Raw genomic sequence first — 21,129 nt, forward strand, 5'->3', positions numbered from 1 at the left:
TCTACCCCTTTGCAAGACGGGTCATCTTTTTTTGTACACCGTCACCAAAAAGTCCAAGGTCACCGGCAGCTGTTCTATTGCATCCAACCGCTGGCGCAGCGTCGGTGCGGTACGATAATAATAAGGGGTCATGGCAAACAGGGTTTGCAAATCCGGCGCGGGGATCTGCACTTCCTGCGCCACCCGGAATTGCCGTTCCATCTCCAGGAGCGGACTTTTCGGCACGATCTCGTCATTGGGATAAGGCCGATCGTACACCGTCTCTTTGATCTGCCACAAATGGTGCGCACCGGGGGTCACGCTGTACAGCCGCCCGCCGGGCGCCAACACCCGAGCAAACGCGCGATCGTGAAAGGGCGCAAACAAATGCAGTGCCGTATCAATGCTACCCTCTGCCACCGGCATACGAGCCAAATTCGCCACAAAGTATTGGCCGCCGTTCTTTCGCTTAGCCGCCAGGCGCACCATCGTCTTAGACAAATCAAAGCCGTAAAGCGCACCGTCGGCAGGCACGCTGTCATAGTACCCCTCACCGCAGCAAATATCCAGCACATTGCCATGCAACAGCGGCGTCAGCGCCTCCTTCAGGCAGCCGTAGTACCCACGCTCCAAAAAGGCATGACGAGCAGCGGCGCTCTCTTTACTGTCGCCCATTTTATCCGCAGATTTAGAGGTGCAAAGCAGGTTCACATACCCCTCTTTTGCCACATCGAAGCTGTGGCCCGCCGGGCAAGTGTACTGCCGTTCTGTACGCAAAAGTGCCCCGCCGCAGACGGGGCACACAAGCACTTGCTCTTTCATTAGTGATGGAACAGACGAATACCGGTCATGGCCATGGCCATACCGAAGTCGTCACAGCAGGCGATCACATCGCCGTCCCGCACAGAGCCGCCGGGCTGGGCAATGTACTGCACGCCGCTCTCTGCCGCACGCTCAATGTTATCCTCAAAGGGGAAGAACGCGTCAGAGCCCAGGCTCACGCCGGTGAGTTCTTTGTGCCAAGCTGCCTTTTCCTCCGCAGTAAAGGGCGCCGGCTTCTCCGTAAAGTACCGCTGCCATACGCCGTCTGCCAGCAGCTTATCGCTCTCCGGGCTGATATACAGGTCAATGGCGTTGTCTGCCTCGCACTTGCGAATGCCGTCAATGAAGGGCAAAGTGCGCACTTTTTCACTATTTCGCAGCCACCAGTTGTCTGCCTTGTTGCCGGCCAGGCGGGTGCAGTGGATTCGGCTCTGCTGCCCGGCGCCAACGCCGATGGTCTGGCCGTCCTTGGCATAGCACACGCTGTTGGACTGGGTATATTTTAGGGTAATCATGCTGATGAGCAGGTCGATCTTGGCGCTCTCCGGCAAGGTGTCTATCTTCGTGGGCAGTTCGTTGAACAGATCCATGGAGATCTTGGCATCGTTGCGCTTTTGCTCAAATTTAATACCAAACACCTGCTTGGTCTCCGTCTCCTGGGGCACATAGTTCGGGTCCATCTGGATGATCAGATAGTTGCCACGGCGCTTTTTCTTCAAAATCTCCAGCGCCTCGTCGCTGTAAGAAGGCGCGATAATGCCGTCGGACACTTCCTTTACCAGGAACTGGGCCACAGAGGCATCGCACTCGTCGCTAAGGGCGGCGAAGTCGCCAAAGGAGGACACCCGATCGCAGCCGCGAGCGCGCACATACGCCTGGGCAATGGGGCTCAGCTCCAGCCCCTCCGGCACAAAGCACACCTGGCGGTCCGCTGCCGTCAAGGGCTTCGCCACCGCCGCACCGGCGGGAGAAACATGCTTAAAGGAAGCGGCGCTGGGCAGCCCGGTGGCCGCCTTTAATTCCCGCACCAGCTGCCAGGAATTGAATGCGTCTAAAAGATTGATGTAGCCCGCTGCACCGTTCAGGATCTGAAAGGGCAGCGCCTGCCCGTCCATGTGAATGCGCGCAGGGTTTTGGTTCGGGTTGCAACCGTATTTCAGTTTGTACTCCGTCATAGCCATTCTCCTTTATACCCGGTCGTGCCGAGATGATAGCAATATTTTACACCCTTGCATTGCAAAAAGCAATGCTCAATGCTACAATATTACTGCCAATTTACCTATGGAGATGTAACAAAATGACGGGAATTTTAGCCATCAACGCCTTTTTGCACAGCGAAAAATATACCCAGCAGGACAAACTGCTGCTTGCCGGCGCCAAAGCCTGCGGGATCGATCTAAAAATCTACTCCAATTTGGAGCTGCGTCTGGCTGTGCCCAAAGCAGACTTTGTACTGTTTTGGGACAAGGATGTGTCGTTGGCCCACGCCTTGGAACAGCAGGAGCTGCCGGTGTTTAACAGCGCCAAGGCCATTGCCTTGTGCGACAACAAGGCGCTGACCTACCAAACCCTGCTTTGCACCGTGCCCCAGCCGGAGACCATGGTGGCACCCATAACTTATTTTGAGGACAACAATTTTTCTCCGTTTATTGACGGGGCCATAGAGCACCTGGGGCTGCCGCTGGTGTTTAAGGAATGCTACGGCTCCTTTGGCGCCCAGGTGTTTCTGTGCCATAGCAAGGAAGAGATCGAGCGTCATATTACCGCCCGCCCCTTCCTGCTGCAAAAATTCTGCAAAGAGAGCGCCGGACACGACAAGCGGATCGAGGTGATCGGCGGCCGGTGCGTAGCCGCCATGGAGCGGTACAACCCGGCGGACTTCCGGGCCAATATTACCAACGGCGGCCAAATGCGTCCCTACACCCCCACCCGGGAGGAGGAAACGCTGGCGCTGGCCGCAACGGAAAAGCTGGGGCTGCTATTCGGCGGGGTGGATCTGCTGGACGACGGCACCGTGTGCGAGGTCAATTCCAACGCCCATTTGGTAAATTTGAAAAAGTGCACCGGCATTGACACAGCGCCCCTGCTGTTCCGAGCCATTCAGGAGGCGCTGCAATGAGCGGCGTGGTGCTGTATTCGCCGGAGGAGGCACGGCGCAACACATTTTCTGTAACTAAATTCCACACGCTGCTGGGCGCGGAACTGCACACCCCGGATTACAACGGCCCGGCGGATTTTGTCATCAACCGTACCAACGACCCGGCGGTGGCCCGGCGATTTGAGTCGCAGGGCGTGCGGGTGTTTAACCCGGCAGCCTTTTGCGCCCTGGCCAACGATAAGGACGCCTGCTACCGCTTTATGGCGGCAAAGGGCGTGGAGATCTTACCCATCGACCAAACGGAGCCGCCTATGGTGGTGAAGCCAAAGGACGGCCACGGCGGGCAGGGCGTGCGCCTGATCCGGTCCGGCGAGCCGGTGCCGCCACAGGACGGCAACCTGGTCTATCAGGCGGTGGCAGATACCCCCGGGCAGGACCTGCGGGTGTGGCTGCTGGGAGGCGAAATCTACGCCGCCTGCCTGCGCCGCTCCGCCACAGACTTTCGCTCCAATTATTGCCTGGGGGGCAGCGCTGCGGTCTATCCCCTCTCTCCGGCAGAACGGGCGCAGGTGCGCGACATCGCCGCCTTGGTGCAGGCGGATTACTACGCCATCGACTTTGTGCGCCACCAAGGCCGTTGGGTCTTTAATGAGTTGGAGGATACCGTGGGCGCCCGTATGCTCTACGACCTGACCTCCCTGGACCCCCTGGCCGATTATTGCCGCTATATCCAAAATTGCCTGTAACCTACAAAAGACCCCGCCACCGGCGAGGTCTTTGCTTTTCCATCCCAATCTGTGGGATTGATTTGTCGTTTTAAAAACGGATTATTTTGCCTTTACATTGCGCACATTAGACCAAGCACCGTAAATCTTGTTGCCCTTCACCGTCTTATAAGCGCGCACCTTCACATAATAGCGTTTGCCCTTGGTGAAGTTCTTGCCGGTATAGCTGGTTTTCTTCTGCCCGGACACGGTGGTCTTGGACACCATTTTCTTAAAGTTCTTGTCCTTGGCCCAATAGATTTGGTAGCCGCTGGCAGAGCCGCCCACTTTCTTCCAGGTGGCCTTGATCTTATGGCCGCTCTTAGTGGCACTCAGACCGGTCAAATTGGGTGTGGCCGGCTTGGTATAAGCGGTCATATACGCCCAACCGCTGTAATAATTCTTGCCGCCCACTGTGCGGTATGCCCGTACCCGGTAGGTGTAACCGGCACCGGCGCTTAGGCTCTTATGGGTATAAGAAGTGCCTTTTACCGTTGCCAGGGCCTTATAGCTGTTGCCGCTCTTGCGCTGCAACTGGTAGCCGGTGGCACCGGCCGGTTTGTTCCACGCCAGTTTCAGCGAATTGCTGCCCCGACTGCTCACCCGGAATTTGCCCGGCTTGCCGACAGAGTAGTTCACGGTCACGCCATACTGGCGACCAAGGGCGGAATTGTAACCATAAACCTGTATAAAATAAGTTCCTGCAGATAGTCCCTGAGTCGGAAATGTATAGTTACCATCGCTGACACAAACATTCTTATAAGCCACTTGAGCGTATTCTCCATCGCCTTTGTATTTGTACAAATATACATTCCAATCTCCATCAGCGCTTGCCTTGGTATGTGTAAATGTCACTGAAACACTGGAAGAGGAATTCAGAATAAACTTGTACCAATCATTGTCATATTCCCGGCAGACACCATAGCGTGTTGTTCCTATAGAAAGAGGATCCGCCGAAGTATAATAGTCATTGAATTCCGTTTCCCAGTTTGACACATAAGTGCACTTGGGCGTTACACTATACTGTCGATTGCATGCAGAATTATAGCCATAAACCTCTACAAAATATGTCCCAGCGGGCAGTCCTTCTGAGGAGAAAGTATAACTTCCGTCATACACATTGACATCTTTATAATCTAAACGAGTATATTCTCCGTTACCATCATATTTATGTAGAGACACATTCCAATCTCCATCTGCATCTGCACGATTAAAAGAGAACTGCACATTCACCTTGGCAGGAGAAGATAAGGTGAACTTATACCAATCAGAATCATATTCTTTACACGCACCATAAATGGTAGAATTCACCGGCACATAATCTGCAGAGGTGTAATAGTCATTATCCTCCGTTTCATAATAGGTGTCCCCCGCATACGCCGTAAGGCCCAGTCCGCCGGTAACGCTCAAGAGCATCACCAGAGACAGCGCCAAGCTAAGCACTCTTTTCATATTCTTGACCTCCAACAGAAATTGTATTTTGCACCTCTATTATAGGTAAACACCCTATCAAAAGCTATACGCCGACAGCGTACACTTAACAGATTATTTGAAAAAAATGCAGACTTTTCCGTGTGCTAAACGCCTCCTTTACAGAGGGCATAAAAAGGCCCTTGCTTTGCAACTGCGAAGCAAGGGCTTTTTGCTGATTTATGCTTTAATAATATCCGCCGGGGTGACAGGCAGAGCCTGTTGCAGAGCAGACAGGGGCAACTCCACCTGGGCGCCCACGCGCCCGGCAGAGAAGAAGATGGTGTCATAATCCGCCGCCGTTTGGTGGATATAGGTGGGGAACTGCTTTTTCATCCCAATGGGCGAGCAGCCGCCGTGCACATAGCCGGTGCGGGGCAGCAGCTCTTTTTGGGGCAGCATTTCTACCGCCTTTTCGCCGCAGGCGCGAGCCGCCTTTTTCAGATACAGTTCTTCCGCCACCGGCACCATAAACACAAAGAAGCCGCCGCTTTTGCCCCGGGTCACCAAGGTCTTAAACACTCGGTCCGGTTCCTGGCCCAGCAGCCGTGCCACCTCCACGCCGTTCACGGTAGAATTATCATAGGTATAGTGGTTATAGGCCAGCTTTTTGCTGTCCAGCACCCGCATTACATTGGTTTTCAGTTCCTTTTTTGCCATCTTCTGTCACTTTCTTAATACTTATTATGCACTTTCTCTGCAAAGCAAAGGAAGTCCTTCAGCACCACCTTGGTGCCATCGTCCAGCACGGCGGTGCCGCTCATGCGGCCAAACACCTGGTGCTGGTCGGAGCAGATCAGCTTCACATCCAGCAGCGCCGCCCGGTCGATAATGGGCACAAAGTCCATCTCAAACCGACCGTCCGAGGAAGTAAACTTCCAGGGATCTGTGTAATTATCGCTGATCAGGAAGGTTACATCGTCCAGCTTATGCCCCACCCCGTCGTAGAACAAAATATTCTCCGAGGCGGCGGAGGTGTCGCCAAAGCCGTAACCGATATTAAAGCCAAAGCGGTGACCGTCCACCGTGCCGGAGCCGGAGCCCCAGTACCAGGTGTTGTCATAGGTCCACACGCCGCGACCCCAGTCCAAAGCGCCGTAGTCCGTAGCCGGGTCAAAGGTATAAATTCTGCCGTCAAACTCCACCTTGCCCCGGGCACGCATACAATTGATCTTTTGATTATAGTAGAACGCGTGCGGGTCCTCCAGCCAGGGCGTGGCGATCACCATGGAGTCCTGGAGTGGGTCCTCTAAGAAGATCTGCGCCCGCAGGGGCTTGCCGTTATAGAAATTCTTAAAGTGGCACTTGATCTCCCGCTGCTCAAAATCCAAATTAAACTGCATACCCAGCTTTTTGTCGCAGTAGCGGATACTGCCGCCGGAGGACACGGTGGGCATGTGCAGCTTACCCATGGGAAAGGCGTTCAAAATGGTCTCCGTGTGCTCAAAGGCATGCTTAAAGTCCAAAAAAGTCACGGACTGCAAGCCAATGTACCCATCATCCGACAGGGTAAAGCACACGCCAAAGTCCCCGGAGGGCGACAGCACCGAATAGTAGTCCCACTCCTTAATGCGGGTGGGGCGCTTTTTAATATCCGCCCGACTGTACAGCTGCAACGGCCGCCGAGACCAACCCGGCTCCTGCAAAATCCCATCCGGTCCCAGCAGCGGCTGGATGGTGGTTACCTCATGGTTGCGCATAAATGAATCCCCCTTCATAATGCAAAAAAGTGTATGGTTCGGTCAACAATATCATCCTACCACAAACGGCAGCCATTTGCAACGGGTATTCAGTATTCGATCCCCCGCCGTGCCGGCGCGCCGGTATCAAAGGGGTGGCGTTCCTTGGTCATACGGGTAACATAATCGCACAAGGGCGCCAAGTCCGCCGGCAGGCTGTGGCCGGTCAAGATGATTTCGCGGTCCTTGCCATGGCGCTGCAAAAGGTCCAGCACCGCTTGCCGAGGCAGCAGATCACCGGCAAAGGCATCTGCCCCCTCGTCCAGCACCACCAAAAAGCAATCCGCCGCCACCGCGTCAATCTCCGTTAGCAGCCGGGCATAATCCGCTGCCAAGGCCGCCTGCTTCTCTGCCGTCACCGGGCAAAACATTTGGAACTGCTCCCGGGGGAACAGGCATTGCACCCCCAGCCGCTCCAGCGCCGCCACCTCGCACGAGGAGCCATCCTTATAAAACGATACAAAGAGCACCGACTTCCCGGCACCTGCCGCGCGCACTGCTGCGCCCACCGCCGCCGTGGTCTTGCCCTTGCCGTCACCGTAATAAAGCTGTACCATTTTGCCACCACCGTCTTTCTGTTACCAGTATAACCCGCACCCGGGACTATGTAAAGAAAAGCCGCGGTATAAAGCCAAAAAAATTGCAGTTCCACGGAGCGTGGACAACTTCCACCGTCCGCCTGTTGCAAAGATTCTCCCTTTCTGCTACAATAAAACCGTAAACAAGGGAAAGGAGAGCGGGAACCAACGGTCCCCGCACCGCAGATATGGACGCAAAAGAGATTGGGCGCACCATCAGCACCCACCGCAAGGCGCTGGGGCTGACCCAAATGCAACTGGCGGCCCAGTTGCAGGTTAGCAACCGCACCGTCTCCAAGTGGGAGAACGGCGACGGCTTTCCGGATATTTCGCTGCTGCCGGGACTGGCTGCTGCCCTGGACATCACCATTGACGAGCTGCTCACCGGCGAAGTACCGGCGCAGATTCAGCAAAGCGTCAGCGCCGCAGAAGCCCGCCGTGCCCAAGGCCGCTACCAGGTGGCCAAGATCGTGGCCGGAGCGCTGTTGGTGGCGGGCAGCGTGATCGGGCTGATCACCGAGGTGCGGCTGTTTTGGGTCAAGCCCTTTTATATGTTTATTGAGATTTACCTGCTGGTGCTGGCCTTTGTGCTGGTGGTGGGAGCCATGGTTTTTCTCATCGGGCTGGTGCGCTACCGCACGGAGATGCAACACCTGAACACAGCCAACCGGATAGAGGCTCTGGCGGCGCTGGCAGGTGCCGGTCTGTTCCCCCTCTTTACCGTACTGCGCTTTCTCCACGCTTACACCCGACCGGGCATGGCGGTATTCATCGTGCTGCTGGCGGTAGCTGTGGGGCTGTGGGTTTGGCGACTGGCGGTGGACTGCAAAAAGCTGCAGGCAGAAAAAAGCCATCCCATCGCAGAGAAAGACTGATTTTGTCAAAAAAATAGAACTGGCTATTGATTTGGCGGGCACTTTCCAGTATAATGTATAAGTACAGACGGTTGTACAGGCGTACAGCCGTTTTTCTTATTTTAATGTTCGTGCGTAAGTAGAGGGATTATGAAAAAAGTAGGTTTTGACAATCAAAAATATTTAGAGATGCAATCCGGTCGTATTCGGGAGCGGATTGCCGAATTCGGCGGCAAGCTGTATCTGGAATTCGGCGGCAAGCTGTTTGACGACTACCACGCCAGCCGGGTACTGCCGGGCTTTCAGCCGGACAGCAAGCTGCAAATGCTGCTGCAGCTAAAGGACCAGGCGGAGATCGTCATTGTAGTCAGCGCCCAGGATATTGAGAAAGACAAAGTGCGTGGCGATCTGGGCATTACCTATGATATAGACACCCTGCGGCTGATCGAGGCGTTCCGTTCCAAGGGGCTGACCGTCAGCTCAGCGGTACTCACCAAGTACGCCCCCTCACCCAAGCTGGACGCCTTTGAGGCCCGGCTGCAGGCGGCAGGCGTGGCGGTGTACCACCACTATCTGATCGACGGCTACCCGGCCAGCATCAGCAAGATCGTCAGCGACGCCGGCTATGGCAAAAATGATTATATTGAGACCCGGCGCTCCCTGGTAATCATCACCGCCCCCGGTCCGGGCAGCGGCAAGATGGCCACCTGCCTGTCCCAGCTGTACCATGAGAATCGGCGGGGCATTAAGGCCGGGTACGCAAAATTTGAGACCTTCCCCATCTGGAACATTCCTCTGAACCACCCGGTGAACCTGGCCTATGAGGCTGCCACCGCGGACCTGGGGGATGTAAATATGATCGACCCCTGGCACCTGGAGGCCTACGGCCAGACCACGGTGAACTACAACCGGGATGTGGAGATCTTTCCGGTGCTGAAAGCCACATTTGAAAAGATCTATGGTACCTGCCCCTACCAGTCCCCCACGGATATGGGAGTCAATATGGCCGGCAACTGCATTGTGGATGACGACGCCGTCTGCACCGCCGCCAAAGAGGAAATTCTGCGCCGCTACTTTACCGCCTGCTGCAACGCGCTGCGCGGCAAGGAATGCAGCGACGAAATTTATAAATTAGAGCTGCTACTGGGTCAGGCGGGACTGAATACCGACGATCGGGCCTGCGCGGCAGCTGCAACCCGGACTGCGGCAAACACCGGCACGCCCTGCGCCGCCATTGAACTGGAAAACGGCGATTTGATCACCGGCAAAACCACCGAGCTGCTGGGCTGCGCCAGCGCTATGCTGCTCAACGCCTTAAAGCACCTGGGCGGTATTCCGGACGAAACGTTGCTGATCTCGCCGCAGGTGATCCGTCCTATCCAGGCGCTAAAGACCCGCCACCTGGGCAGCCACAACCCTCGGCTGCATACGGACGAGGTGCTCATTGCCCTGTCTATGTGCGCGGTGACGGATCCCAATGCCGCCCTGGCGCTGGAACAACTGGGCAAGCTGCGGGACTGCGAAGTGCACTGTTCCGTGCTGCTGTCCTCCGTGGATGAGAACACGCTGAAAAAGCTGGGCGTGCACCTGACCTGCACGGCAAAAAGCGACAAAAAGGTCATTTACTGATCGACCCAATATCATTTTATATACAGACTACAACACAGAAAGGGTGATTTCATTGGGCAAAACCAAGTATATCTTCATTACCGGCGGCGTTGTCAGCGGGCTGGGCAAGGGTATTACCGCCGCTTCCCTGGGCCGACTGCTGAAGTCCAGAGGGCTAAAGGTCACCGCGCAGAAGCTGGATCCGTACCTGAATGTGGACCCGGGCACCATGAACCCGGTACAGCACGGCGAGGTATTCGTTACCGACGACGGCGCGGAAACGGACCTGGACCTGGGGCACTACGAGCGCTTTATTGACGAGTCCCTGAGCCAAAACTCCAACTTGACCTCCGGACGCGTGTACTGGAAAGTGATCACCGACGAGCGCAAGGGCGTGTATGGCGGCCAGACCATTCAGATCATTCCCCATGTGACCAATGAGATCAAGCGTTCCATCGCCCGCAACGCAGACACCGGCGCCGATGTATGCCTGGTAGAGATCGGCGGCACCGTAGGCGATATTGAGAGCCAGCCGTTTTTGGAGGCCATTCGCCAATTTGCCGTGGAAGCCGGGCGAGAGAACTGCCTGTTTATCCATGTGACCTTGGTGCCCTACCTGGCAGCCTCCGATGAGCTGAAAAGCAAGCCCACCCAGCACAGTGTAAAGGAAATGCTTTCCATCGGCATCAATCCGGATATTATCGTTTGCCGCACGGAGCACCCGCTGACGGATGAGATCAAGCACAAGATCTCCCTGTTCTGCAATGTGGATCCGGAGTGCGTCATTGAAAATAACAACTGCGACATTCTCTATGCCGTGCCCATCATGCTCCACCAGCAGCACATGGACGATGTGGTGATCCGCAAGCTGGGCATTGACTGCCCCGGTGCACCGGATCTTGCCGACTGGCAGGAAATGCTGGACGCGCTGCGCCACCCGGTACAGACGGTCAAAATCGCTCTAGTGGGCAAATATGTGGAGCTGCACGACAGCTATATCAGCGTCAACGAGGCGCTGAAGCACGGCGGCATTGCCACCCACAGCGCCGTGGATATTCACTGGATCGACTCGGAGACCCTGGAGGGCGATGATGTGGATCTGGACGCCATCTTGGGCGATATGGACGGCATTTTGGTACCCGGCGGCTTTGGCTCCCGTGGCATAGAAGGCAAAATCAACGCCTGCCGCTACGCCCGCACCCACGGCGTGCCCTACCTGGGAATCTGCCTGGGTATGCAGATTGCAATTATTGAATTTGCCCGGGATGTGCTGGGCATGGCAGACGCCAACTCGGCAGAGATCGACCCGTCCACCACCCACCCGGTGATCGACATTTTGCCGGAGCAAAAGGATGTAACGGACATGGGCGGCACCATGCGCCTGGGTCAGTACCCCTGCACCTTGAACCCGGAGTCCAAGGCCTATAGCCTGTACGGCGCCTCTATGATCTATGAGCGCCACCGCCACCGCTATGAAGTAAACAATGATTATCGCCCGGACCTGCTGAATGGGGGCATGATCTTTGCCGGTACTTCGCCGGATAACCACATTGTAGAGATGGTGGAAATCCCGGATCACCCCTGGTTTGTGGCCGGTCAGTTCCATCCGGAATTCAAGAGCCGTCCCAACCGCCCGCACCCGCTGTTCCGCGGTTTCGTCACCGCTGCCGCAGCGCGTATGAACAGCAAGAAATAAGCGCAATAAATATGCCAAACACCCCTATGACCCGCAAGAGCCATAGGGGTGTTTTTGCGTAAAAAGGAGCGGCGGGAGCAAGCCCCCGCCCTACGGTAGGGGCGGCAATCTGCCGCCCGCAAAAAACAGGGAACGGTACACACCGTTCCCTGTTTCCATTTTTATACCCATTTATCTGTTTATTTCTGCACGGCAGACACAACGCCCTCTGCCAAACCGGCAAGGCCTTGAATTTCCGACGGAATGATGATCTTGGTGGCCTGCCCGTCGGCAGCCTTGGAGAACGCCTCCAGCGCTTTCAGCTTAATCACCGCATCACCGGCGTTGGCCTCATTGAGCAGGCGAATAGCATCTGCGGTGGCCTTTTGCACCGCCTCAATGGCTGCAGCCTCACCCTCGGCCTCGCGAATTTTCGCTTCTTTCACAGCCTCGGCGTGAAGGATGGCCGCCTGCTTTTCTGCCTCTGCTTCCAGGATCTTGGACTCCTTGTGTCCCTCGGCCACCAAAATACGGCTCTGCTTCTCGCCCTCGGCGGTCAAGATGGCCTCGCGGCGCTGGCGCTCCGCTTTCATCTGCTTTTCCATGGCGTCCTGAATTTCCCGGGGCGGGATAATGTTTTTCAACTCCACCCGGTTCACCTTAATACCCCAAGGGTCCGTGGCCTCGTCCAAAATCACCCGGATCTTGGTGTTGATGGTGTCGCGGGAAGTGAGGGTGCTGTCCAGCTCCATCTCGCCGATAATATTACGCAGCGTGGTGGCAGACAGGTTCTCAATGGCAGAAATGGGGCTTTCCACACCGTAGGTGTACAGCTTGGGGTCCGTGATCTGGAAGAACACCACCGTGTCGATCTGCATAGTCACATTGTCCTTGGTGATCACCGCCTGGGGCTTAAAGTCGACCACCTGCTCCTTAAGAGAAACGGTCTTGGCAATCCGGTCAATGAACGGAATTTTTACATGCAGACCGGTCTCCCAGGTGGCGTAGAAAGTGCCCAGCCGCTCCAAAACAAACGCCTTGGACTGGGGCACTATACGAATGTTGGCCAGCACCAGCGCAATCAGCGCCAGAATGACCACAGCTAAAATGATCCACTTTAACATACAAATTCTCCTTTTCTTTCATTCTATATAGATAAAAATGGATAACAAGATTAAACTTTGCCCACCGGAGCCTTGGCAGGGCGCACCATCAGCTTTACGCCCTCAATGCGATCCACCACCACCGTGGTTCCGGCGGCAATGGGCGCGCCGTCCGTACTGCGGGCAGACCACACACTGCCGCACACTCTCACCTGTCCGGTGGCGGCTAAATTGTCAATATCTTCCAGAACCACGCCGGTTCGGCCAACGCAGCGGTCCGCGTTAGTGGCCTGAATACGAGGGCGCAGGTACTTCTTCACCAGCGGTTTGGTGGCCAGCAGCGCCACCACGGACACCGCCACAAACAGCACCCCCTGGAGCCAAACAGCCCCGCCGCAGGCTGCCGCAACAGCCGCAGCCACCGCGCCCAGCACAAACCAAATGGACACCAGCTGGGCGGTAATCCCCTCCAGCACGCCAAATACGACGGCGGCAAGAATCCATATATACAGCATTTGCATGGGCTGCAACCTCCTCTCGGCGCAAAAAGCGGTAAACCGCCCCGATTTTCTATTCTCAGTATAGCATACGCTACACCCCTTTGCAATACACATTCCATTTTAATCGACGCGTGCCCAGCAGGGGTATGCGGCGGGAGCAAGCCCCCGCCCTACGGTCGTTTTATCCCCTCAGTCGCAAAATGCGACAGCTCCCCTTGTTTCCAAGGGGAGCCGTAAAAGGGTACGATATTTACGCTTCTTCCTCGCTGATCATCTTGCGGGTTTTCAGAATAGAAGCGGCAGACACGGAGAATTCGTCCAGTCCCCACTCCAGCAGATGGGGGATCAGTCGGGGGTCCGCCGCCCCCTCGCCGCACATACCCACCGGAATACCGGCGGCCTTGGCGGCCTTAATGGTCATTTCAATGGCAGAGAGCACTGCCGGCTGCATAGGATCGTACAGCCGCGCCACCGCCTGATTGCCACGATCCACTGCCATCACATAGCCGGTCAGATCATTGGTGCCGATGGAGAAGAAGTCCGCTTCCTTGGCCAGCTCCGCTGCAGTCAGCGCCGCAGCCGGGGTTTCTACCATAATACCCACCGGCACCGGGTGCACATCCTCGCCGGCTTCGATCAGCTCCCGCAGACACTGCTCAATCAGCTTTTTAGCTGCCAGGATCTCTTCCTTGCAGGTGATCAGAGGCAGCATCAGCTTTAAGTCGCCGAACTTGGCTGCCCGCAAAATGGCGCGGATTTGGTCGCAAAACAAATCCGGGTGGTCCAGACAGTAGCGAATGGCCCGGTGTCCCAGGAACGGATTGTCCTCTTTTTCAATCTCTAAGTAGGGAATTTCCTTATCACCGCCAATGTCCAGCGTACGGATGATGACCTCCCGGCCGTTCATGGCCTTGGCCACCGTGGCGTAAGCCTCAAACTGCTCTGCCTCCGTGGGGCGGGACATCCGATCCATAAACAGGAATTCCGTGCGGAAAAGGCCGATACCCTCACCGCCGTTTTGCACCACCGCCTGCACATCTTCCGGCTTGCCGATGTTTCCGTACACGGCCTTTTTCACGCCGTTCTTGGTGACGGTAGGCAGATTGCAATAGCGGCTGAGCGCCTCTCGCTCTGCCAAATATTCCCGCTGCCGCCGCTTAAATTCCGCCGTCTGCTCTGGCGTAGGCTCCGGCAGCACTGTGCCGCGAAAGCCGTCCACCGCCACGCATTGGCCGGTGTGCAACGCCTCTACTGCACCGCTGACGGACAGCACCGCCGGAATGCCCATGGCCCGCGCCAAAATGGCACTGTGGGAGGTCATACCGCCCACCTCTGCCACAATGGCTGCCACATGCTCCCGGTTCATTTTGCCGGTCATAGAGGGGGTAAAGTCGTGGGCCACCAGCACCGTGCCCGGTTCAATGGCACCCAAATCCACCTGCTCCGCACCCAGCATAATACCCAGCAGATCCTCTCGCACATCGGCAATATCGCTGGCTCTCTGACGGGTCAGCTCGTCGTCCATGCCGGAAAACATGGCGATAAATTGGTTGCACACCCCATCAGCCGCCGCTTCCGCCGTTGCGCCGCCGTCGATCATCTCCTCCATTTGGGAGAGCATAAACGGATCCCGCAGCATCTCCATGTGACCGTCTAAAATCGCTGCCTCTTTCTCTCCGGCAGAGGCTTGCAGACGATCCCGCAGCTGCTCCGTCTTTTGCATAAATGCGTTAATGGCTGCCCGAAGCCGCTCTTTTTCCTGCTGGGCGCCGCCAAAGACCACGCCGCTGTAATCCAGCGACCGGTGCTGAATGATCAAGGCCTTGCCGATGCCGCAGCCCTCGCTTACGCCTGTTCCTCTTAGCATGGTATCGCTCCCTCTCCTTGTTCAACTTAATAAACACAGCCAGGGAACTGCCCCAAAGAGCCGTTCCCTGTGTGCAAAATTTCTTATGCCTCGCCTAAGCCGGACTCAATCAGACTGACCGCCTTGGCCAGCGCCTCATTTTCGTCCGGACCGTCGGCCCGCACTTCCAGCTGGCTGCCGCACTTAATGCAGCCGGCCATAATGTTCATAATGCTCTTGGCGTTAATGTCCTTGCCGTTTAAGATCAGATGCACATCACTCTGGAATGCAGTCATTTCCTTAACGAACATATTTGCCGGGCGCATATGGAAGCCCTCTTTATTGATCACCTTTGTTACCTGAGATACCATTATGCTCTCTCCTTCTCTGTTTTATTCTTTTTCAGCAGGGCCAGCATCAACGCACCGACCACAGAGCCTGCAACCAGAGCCACAATATAGCCCAGAGGATGATCCACAACTGCGAAAGTGAAAACACCGCCGTGGGGTGCCGGGCAAGCACAGCCAAACAGCGCGCAGACCAAACCGGCTACGGCAGAGCCAACCATACAGGACGGAATCACGCGCAGCGGATCAGACGCCGCATAAGGAATCGCGCCCTCTGTGATGAAGCACAGACCCATCGCATAATTGACCGGACCGCTTTTCAGTTCCTCTTTGGTCCACTTCTTCTTGTTAAAGGTGGTGGACAAAGCGATGGCGATAGGCGGCACCATACCACCGATCATCACCGCCGCCATGATCCAGGTATCGCCGGTGGCGACGGAAGCCGTACCGAACACATAAGCCGCCTTGTTGAACGGGCCGCCCATGTCAGTGGCCATCATAGCCGCCAGAACAACGGACAGGAGAATGCGGGAGGTTTCGCCCAGACTTTTCAGTCCGGCAGACAACGCCAAGTTGATATACCCCACGAAGGGATTGATCAGCAACATAAACAGACCGATCAACACAGTGCCGAACAGGGGATACAGGAACACCGGCTTAATGCCGTCCATGCTCTTGGGCATCCAGGAGAAGGCCTTTTTCAGTCCGTTGACCAACAGACCGGCCACAAAACCGGCCAGCAGCGCGCCCAAGAATCCGGACACAGCCTTGTCATCGCCGGTAGGCGACTGCAGCGTGGCGCCGATGGTGGCCAAATAACCGCCAACGATACCGGGCAGCAAACCGGGACGATCCGCAATGGACTGGGCAATATACCCGGCCAAAATGGGAATCATAAAGCTAAATGCCGCTTTACCGATCCAAAAGATCACCGCCGCTACCGGGTTGGTCTGGCCGAAGTTGCCGCCGGCATTGGCGTTACCGGCCAATGTATCAATCAAGAAGCCCAGAGCAATCAGCACGCCGCCGCCGACCACGAAAGGCAGCATGTGGGATACGCCGTTCATCAGGTGTTTATACACCTTGTGGCCGAAGCTCTCTTTCTCATCGTCATCCCCGACGGGGGCTGCGCCGCCCTCTGCGTGGTAAATGGGAGCCTTACCGTCCAGCACCTTTTGGATTAACTCCTGCGGTTTGTTAATACCGGCAGAAACCGTGGTTTGCAATACCGGCTTGCCGTCAAAGCGGTCCATCTCTACATTTTTATCTGCTGCAATGATAATACCGTCACAGTCAGCGATCTCTCGGCGGGTGAGTACATTTTTAGCGCCGCCGGAGCCGTTGGTCTCTGCCTTTAAGGGGCAATTCATGGCCGCACCGGCCTTTTCCAGCGCCTCGGCAGCCATATAGGTATGCGCAATGCCGGTGGGGCAGGCGGTCACCGCCAAAATACGATAGCCTTTCGGAGCCGCCTGTGCGGTTACCACCGTATCCTCCGGGGTCTCCTCCGGGTACTTGGCCCGCTCCTGGGCGTCAATAATTTCAATAAATTCCTCTGCCGTTTTGGCGCCACGAAGCCGATCGCAAAATTCCGGCTCCATAAGCATCACCATCAGGCGAGAGAGAATTTCCAAATGCACATCGCCGTCCGGCGGAGCCGCGATCATAAACAGCAGCGAACTGGGCTTGCCGTCCGGGGCGTCATAATCCACACCGCCGGGCACGGTCATCGCCGCCAGTGCCGCATGGGCCACGCTGTCGCTCTTCGCATGAGGCACCGCAATACCCTCGCCGATGGCAGTGGTGCCCTGCCCCTCCCGCGCCAGGATCGCCGCCTTGTAGGCCGACGGGTCCGTTAGGTTGCCTGCTGCCGCGTGCAGCTCTACCAGCGCGTCGATGGCTTGGCTTTTGCTTTCAGCCGGGGCGTTCAGCCGGATCGCCCGAGGAGACAGCAAATCTTTAATCTTCATAGAGAACCCTCCTTACACAGGGCGTCGCCCTGCACATTTAATTATTCTCCGACTGCTCTCAGTCGGCAAAATACTGTGTCTTATACCGGCGAATGGTATCGCCGTCTGCCACGCCCTCACAAAAGGCGGAGGCATTACCGGCGGCGGAAGCCCACTGGAGCGCCGTCTTGTAATCGCCGCTGTCTGCGTACCCGGCCAGGAACCCGGCCACCATTGAGTCGCCGCAGCCTACATTGTTCACCGGTTTGCCGGGCACCACGCCCACGGAGTGGGTGCTGCCGTCCTCTGCCAGCAGCGTGGCGCCGTACTTGCCGCGACTCACCAGCACATTGCGTGCGCCTTTCTCTTGCAACTTGGCTGCAAAGAAGCGAATCTTCTCTTCATCGTCCGGGCGAATGTCCTCGCCAAAGATCTCGCCCAGCTCGTGGTGATTGGGCTTAATAAGAAACGGGTGGTAATCCAGCACTGCCAGCAACGCGTCGCCGGTGGTGTCTACCACAATATGCACGCCTTTATTTTGCAGCTTGGCGCAGATTTGCTCATAAATGGAGCCGGGCATTTGGCTGGGTACCGCCCCGGCCAGCACCAAAAAGTCGCCGGGCATCAGTCCCTCCAGCTTGTGGAACAAAGCCTCCACTTCCGCCTCTGCCGGCTGGGCGCCGGGGGCGTTAATATCCGTTTGCCGATCGGCAAAGATCTTCACATTGATTCGGGTGTTGCCCGCTGCCAGCGGCACAAAATCCGTTTGGATCCCCTGGGCCTGCAGCATCTGCTCCAGTGCCCGGCCGGTAAATCCGGCCACGAACCCCAGTGCCCGGGTGGGTACTCCCAGTCCGGACAGCACCATGGACACATTGATTCCCTTGCCGCCACACAGCAGTTGGGCACTGTCCGCCCGGTTTACATCCTCGCTGCTCAACCGGGGCAGGCGCAGAATGTAGTCCAGCGCCGGGTTCAACGTTACGGTATAGATCATAATAACGCAACCTCCTTTACCACCGTGCGTTCTCCGTACTCCGGGTCCGGCAGCCGATCGGTGATGATCGCCGCCTGATCCAGGGGCGCAAAGCTCACGGTAGATACTTTGTCAAACTTGCTGGCGTCTGCCAGCACATAACTGACGAAACTGCGCTCCATGGCCGCCGCTTTTAAGTAGGCCTCGTCCGTGTCCGGCGTGGTAAATCCCTGACGAATGGCAATACCGTTGGTGCCGATGAAACACTTGGAAAAATTGTAGTTGTGCAAATTCTTGGCTGCCGCCAGACCGATGATGGCATCGGTGGAGTGCTTCAGCTCACCGCCCAGCACATAGGTTTTCATACCCTTGGCCACCAGCCGCTGGGCGTGAAGAAGACCGTTGGTCACAAAGGTGGCACCCGGCTGCAAGTGGTCGATCATTAACAGGGTGGAGCTGCCGGCGTCTAAATATACAAAATCCGTATCGTCCACCTGGGCAGCGGCGTAAGCGGCGATCATCTCTTTTTCGTCCATGTGCAGCTGCAGCTTTTCGTCCAGCTTCTCCTCCCGGCGAATAAAATCCCGCCGGGTCAAAGTGGCGCCGCCATGCACCTTGTGCAGCTTGCCCAGCCGATCCAGCGCAATCAGATCCCGGCGCACCGTGCTTTCGCTGGCGCCCAAAAGCTGGGTCAACTGCGCAACGGATACGGTCCCTTTTTCCTCTAACTGGGCCAAAATCTGCAAGTGTCTTTCCTGGGTAAGCATAGACGGTTCCTTTCTGAATTTTCCGGGCGTTTGTCGCCCTCGTCCTTACACCCAAAGTGTACCACGGTAAGCAAAAGCCGTCAAGTTCAATCCTTCATTTTCGTTCATTCCGCACAGTGAGCGCCTGCTCTTTTAGGCAATTTATGCAAATAAAGCTGCTTTCTTTGCACGGTTTTGAACGGTTGTGGTAAAACATGCATAAAATCCGTCATTTACAGACGCACTGGTTTGCCAAAAAGGCGCAAAAAAGCGCCGTATCCTCAGGATACGACGCTTTTTTATAATCTGGATTTATACCGCTTCTAAATATGCGGCTACGGTCTTGGGATCTTCCCCCCGCACAAAGGCAAACTCATCGCTGATGATATGCAGCGCACTGCGCAGCGCCTTGGCGTCTGAAAGATACATTTTCTTGCCGATCTGCTTTTGGTGCTCCTCATGGCAGCGAAGAGTCTTAATCAACCGCAAAATGCGCTTATGATCCGAGCTGTGGAGGATCTCCTCCGTCTTGGCCTTACGCTCGTGGACGTTGCTCACCCACTCATAGGGCTGGCAGGTCTTGGCATAGCCCATCAATTCCTCCACCATTGCCGGGGCAATGGCTGAGCGGATTTTGATCCGCTGGGGATCGTAATCCGTGGGCACGTAATACTTGGAGTTCCGGTCAAACACAGGCACCAGCACATAGTAGTCCTTGGTCTCGCTGGAGAACTTCATGGTTTCAATTTCGCGCACTTGGCAGATGCCCTTGGTACTGTAATGCACGAAAGTACCGATTTGCATGACACTCACCTTTCTTGATAATACAATAATACACTGTTTTTTCGCCTGTTTTTCTATTTGAACATCACTATTATAGCACAAATCGGTAAAAATTGACATAGGCAAAGTAAACAAATCCCCGCCCCGAATTCCTATCTCTGCGGCAGGAATTTTGTACAAAATGCAAGATTATTCCCATTTTCACACATTTTCCTTAACAAACCTTAACAAATGAAAAAAATCTTTTACCTATCTTTTACCCAGCAGTGGGCGCGGTTTTAACATCATCCGGCTATACTAAAACCAGAGCAGCGAGCCAACGCTGCAAAAATCACACCAAGTGCGAAAAAGGAGAATGTATCATGACGAAACAAAAAAGAACCCATAAAACCGCAAAAGTTCTGCTAAGCCTGGCCGTAGCCGGGGCGCTGGTGGGCAGCGTATTCGCCGGCTGTTCCGCCGGAAAAAGTGACAAGGGAAACAAGAACGCCACCGCCGGCGTTACCGGCAGCATTACCGTTGTATCCCGAGAGGAAGGCTCCGGCACCCGGGGCGCCTTTATAGAGCTGCTGGGGATCGAGGAAAAAGACGCAAACGGCAATAAGATAGACAAGACCACCACCGCAGCAGAGATCACCAACAGCACCGCCGTTATGCTCACCACCGTGGCCGGCAACAAGAACGCCATCGGCTATGTGTCCCTGGGCAGCCTGAACGACACGGTGCAGGCCCTGACCATTGACGGCACAGAGCCTACTGCCGAGAATGTAAAGAACGGCAGCTACAAGATCTCCCGCCCCTTTAACATCGTCACCAAAGACGATCTAAGCCCGGCAGCCAAGGATTTTATCAACTACATTCAAAGCGCCGACGGCCAAAAGATCATTGAGGATAACCACTATGTGAGCCGATCCAATACCGGTGCATTCAAAAGCAGCGGTGCCAAGGGCAAGGTGCTGGTGGCCGGTTCCTCCTCTGTTACCCCGGTAATGGAAAAATTGGCGGAGGCGTACCAAAAGATCAACGCCGGCACTACGATAGAGGTACAGCAAAGCGACTCCACCACCGGGATCACCGCCGCTGCCGACGGCACCTGTGACATCGGCATGGCCTCTCGGGAGCTGAAAGACACGGAAACCGCCAAGGGCGTAAACGCCACCGTGATCGCTATGGACGGCGTAGCGGTGATCGTCAACAAGGCCAATCCTCTTAAAGCCGCCACTGCGGACACCGTGTGCCAAATTTACACCGGTGCCGTTACGGACTGGACAGATGTAAAATAAAAGCAAAAT

The 21,129-nt window shown here is 55.9% G+C and carries 20 protein-coding genes; 6 read left to right on the forward strand and 14 right to left on the reverse strand.

The genetic code is table 11. The features are described from left to right. Positions 1-21: 21 nt before the first annotated feature. Positions 22-756, reverse strand: coding sequence for a methyltransferase domain-containing protein (locus OGM59_08115; protein UYI90662.1), 735 nt, complete (start codon positions 754-756; stop codon positions 22-24). A 44-nt stretch (positions 757-800) separates the two neighbouring features. Continuing rightward, positions 801-1,976 carry a phosphoribosylaminoimidazolecarboxamide formyltransferase gene (locus OGM59_08120; protein UYI90663.1) on the reverse strand — a complete coding sequence of 392 codons (1,176 nt, stop codon included), beginning with the start codon at positions 1,974-1,976 and terminating at the stop codon, positions 801-803. A 122-nt stretch (positions 1,977-2,098) separates the two neighbouring features. Here OGM59_08120 and OGM59_08125 point away from each other — a divergent pair, with 122 nt between their 5' ends. Continuing rightward, the gene (locus tag OGM59_08125) at positions 2,099-2,920 is read left to right on the forward strand and encodes a RimK family alpha-L-glutamate ligase (GenBank protein UYI90664.1); all 822 of its coding nucleotides are present in this window, start codon (positions 2,099-2,101) and stop codon (positions 2,918-2,920) included. Beyond that, positions 2,917-3,645, forward strand: a complete 729-nt coding sequence (locus tag OGM59_08130) for a hypothetical protein (protein ID UYI90665.1) — start codon at positions 2,917-2,919, stop codon at positions 3,643-3,645. The genes OGM59_08125 and OGM59_08130 overlap by 4 nt, the downstream gene beginning before the upstream one ends. 81 nt (positions 3,646-3,726) lie before the next feature. Here OGM59_08130 and OGM59_08135 read toward each other — a convergent pair whose 3' ends face one another. The 4 genes from OGM59_08135 to OGM59_08150 all read right to left on the reverse strand — a co-directional run bounded on the left by OGM59_08135 (position 3,727) and on the right by OGM59_08150 (position 7,429). After that, positions 3,727-5,115 carry a fibronectin type III domain-containing protein gene (locus OGM59_08135; GenBank protein ID UYI90666.1) on the reverse strand — a complete coding sequence of 463 codons (1,389 nt, stop codon included), beginning with the start codon at positions 5,113-5,115 and terminating at the stop codon, positions 3,727-3,729. Between the two features lie 198 nt (positions 5,116-5,313). Further along, complete coding sequence (ybaK, locus tag OGM59_08140) at positions 5,314-5,793, reverse strand: Cys-tRNA(Pro) deacylase (protein UYI90667.1); 480 nt, start codon at positions 5,791-5,793, stop codon at positions 5,314-5,316. A gap of 14 nt (positions 5,794-5,807) precedes the next feature. Then, positions 5,808-6,833: a DUF2804 domain-containing protein gene (locus OGM59_08145; GenBank protein UYI90668.1), complete on the reverse strand. Its 1,026-nt coding sequence runs from the start codon at positions 6,831-6,833 to the stop codon at positions 5,808-5,810. 89 nt (positions 6,834-6,922) lie between these two features. Next, positions 6,923-7,429 carry a cob(I)yrinic acid a,c-diamide adenosyltransferase gene (locus OGM59_08150; GenBank protein UYI90669.1) on the reverse strand — a complete coding sequence of 169 codons (507 nt, stop codon included), beginning with the start codon at positions 7,427-7,429 and terminating at the stop codon, positions 6,923-6,925. A gap of 209 nt (positions 7,430-7,638) precedes the next feature. Here OGM59_08150 and OGM59_08155 point away from each other — a divergent pair, with 209 nt between their 5' ends. The 3 genes from OGM59_08155 (at position 7,639) to OGM59_08165 (ending at position 11,608) form a co-directional block, all read left to right on the forward strand. Next, positions 7,639-8,325 carry a helix-turn-helix domain-containing protein gene (locus OGM59_08155; GenBank protein UYI90670.1) on the forward strand — a complete coding sequence of 229 codons (687 nt, stop codon included), beginning with the start codon at positions 7,639-7,641 and terminating at the stop codon, positions 8,323-8,325. 129 nt (positions 8,326-8,454) lie between these two features. Further along, positions 8,455-9,933: a DUF1846 domain-containing protein gene (locus tag OGM59_08160; protein ID UYI90671.1), complete on the forward strand. Its 1,479-nt coding sequence runs from the start codon at positions 8,455-8,457 to the stop codon at positions 9,931-9,933. A gap of 52 nt (positions 9,934-9,985) precedes the next feature. Continuing rightward, positions 9,986-11,608 (forward strand): CTP synthase, encoded by a 1,623-nt coding sequence (locus tag OGM59_08165; protein ID UYI90672.1) that lies wholly within the window; start codon positions 9,986-9,988, stop codon positions 11,606-11,608. A gap of 179 nt (positions 11,609-11,787) precedes the next feature. On the opposite strand, the gene OGM59_08170 is transcribed toward OGM59_08165, so the two are convergent. The 8 genes from OGM59_08170 to OGM59_08205 form a co-directional block, all read right to left on the reverse strand. Further along, complete coding sequence (locus OGM59_08170) at positions 11,788-12,711, reverse strand: SPFH/Band 7/PHB domain protein (protein ID UYI90673.1); 924 nt, start codon at positions 12,709-12,711, stop codon at positions 11,788-11,790. A gap of 50 nt (positions 12,712-12,761) precedes the next feature. Then, positions 12,762-13,211, reverse strand: a complete 450-nt coding sequence (locus OGM59_08175) for an NfeD family protein (protein UYI90674.1) — start codon at positions 13,209-13,211, stop codon at positions 12,762-12,764. A gap of 229 nt (positions 13,212-13,440) precedes the next feature. Beyond that, on the reverse strand, positions 13,441-15,057 hold the full coding sequence (gene ptsP / locus OGM59_08180; GenBank protein ID UYI90675.1) for a phosphoenolpyruvate--protein phosphotransferase: 1,617 nt from the start codon (positions 15,055-15,057) through the stop codon (positions 13,441-13,443). A gap of 83 nt (positions 15,058-15,140) precedes the next feature. Beyond that, positions 15,141-15,407 (reverse strand): HPr family phosphocarrier protein, encoded by a 267-nt coding sequence (locus tag OGM59_08185; protein ID UYI90676.1) that lies wholly within the window; start codon positions 15,405-15,407, stop codon positions 15,141-15,143. After that, the gene (locus OGM59_08190) at positions 15,407-17,353 is read right to left on the reverse strand and encodes a fructose-specific PTS transporter subunit EIIC (GenBank protein ID UYI90677.1); all 1,947 of its coding nucleotides are present in this window, start codon (positions 17,351-17,353) and stop codon (positions 15,407-15,409) included. The genes OGM59_08185 and OGM59_08190 overlap by 1 nt, the downstream gene beginning before the upstream one ends. 58 nt (positions 17,354-17,411) lie before the next feature. Beyond that, complete coding sequence (gene pfkB, locus OGM59_08195; GenBank protein ID UYI90678.1) at positions 17,412-18,329, reverse strand: 1-phosphofructokinase; 918 nt, start codon at positions 18,327-18,329, stop codon at positions 17,412-17,414. Beyond that, positions 18,326-19,075: a DeoR/GlpR family DNA-binding transcription regulator gene (locus tag OGM59_08200; GenBank protein UYI90679.1), complete on the reverse strand. Its 750-nt coding sequence runs from the start codon at positions 19,073-19,075 to the stop codon at positions 18,326-18,328. The genes pfkB and OGM59_08200 overlap by 4 nt, the downstream gene beginning before the upstream one ends. 291 nt (positions 19,076-19,366) lie before the next feature. Beyond that, positions 19,367-19,858: a CarD family transcriptional regulator gene (locus OGM59_08205; GenBank protein ID UYI90680.1), complete on the reverse strand. Its 492-nt coding sequence runs from the start codon at positions 19,856-19,858 to the stop codon at positions 19,367-19,369. A gap of 341 nt (positions 19,859-20,199) precedes the next feature. On the opposite strand from OGM59_08205, the gene OGM59_08210 reads away from it, so the two are divergent. Next, on the forward strand, positions 20,200-21,120 hold the full coding sequence (locus tag OGM59_08210; GenBank protein UYI90681.1) for a substrate-binding domain-containing protein: 921 nt from the start codon (positions 20,200-20,202) through the stop codon (positions 21,118-21,120). Positions 21,121-21,129 lie beyond the last annotated feature (9 nt).

Source organism: Oscillospiraceae bacterium (genome assembly GCA_025757685.1).
Taxonomy (GTDB): Bacteria; Bacillota; Clostridia; order Oscillospirales; family Acutalibacteraceae; genus CAG-217.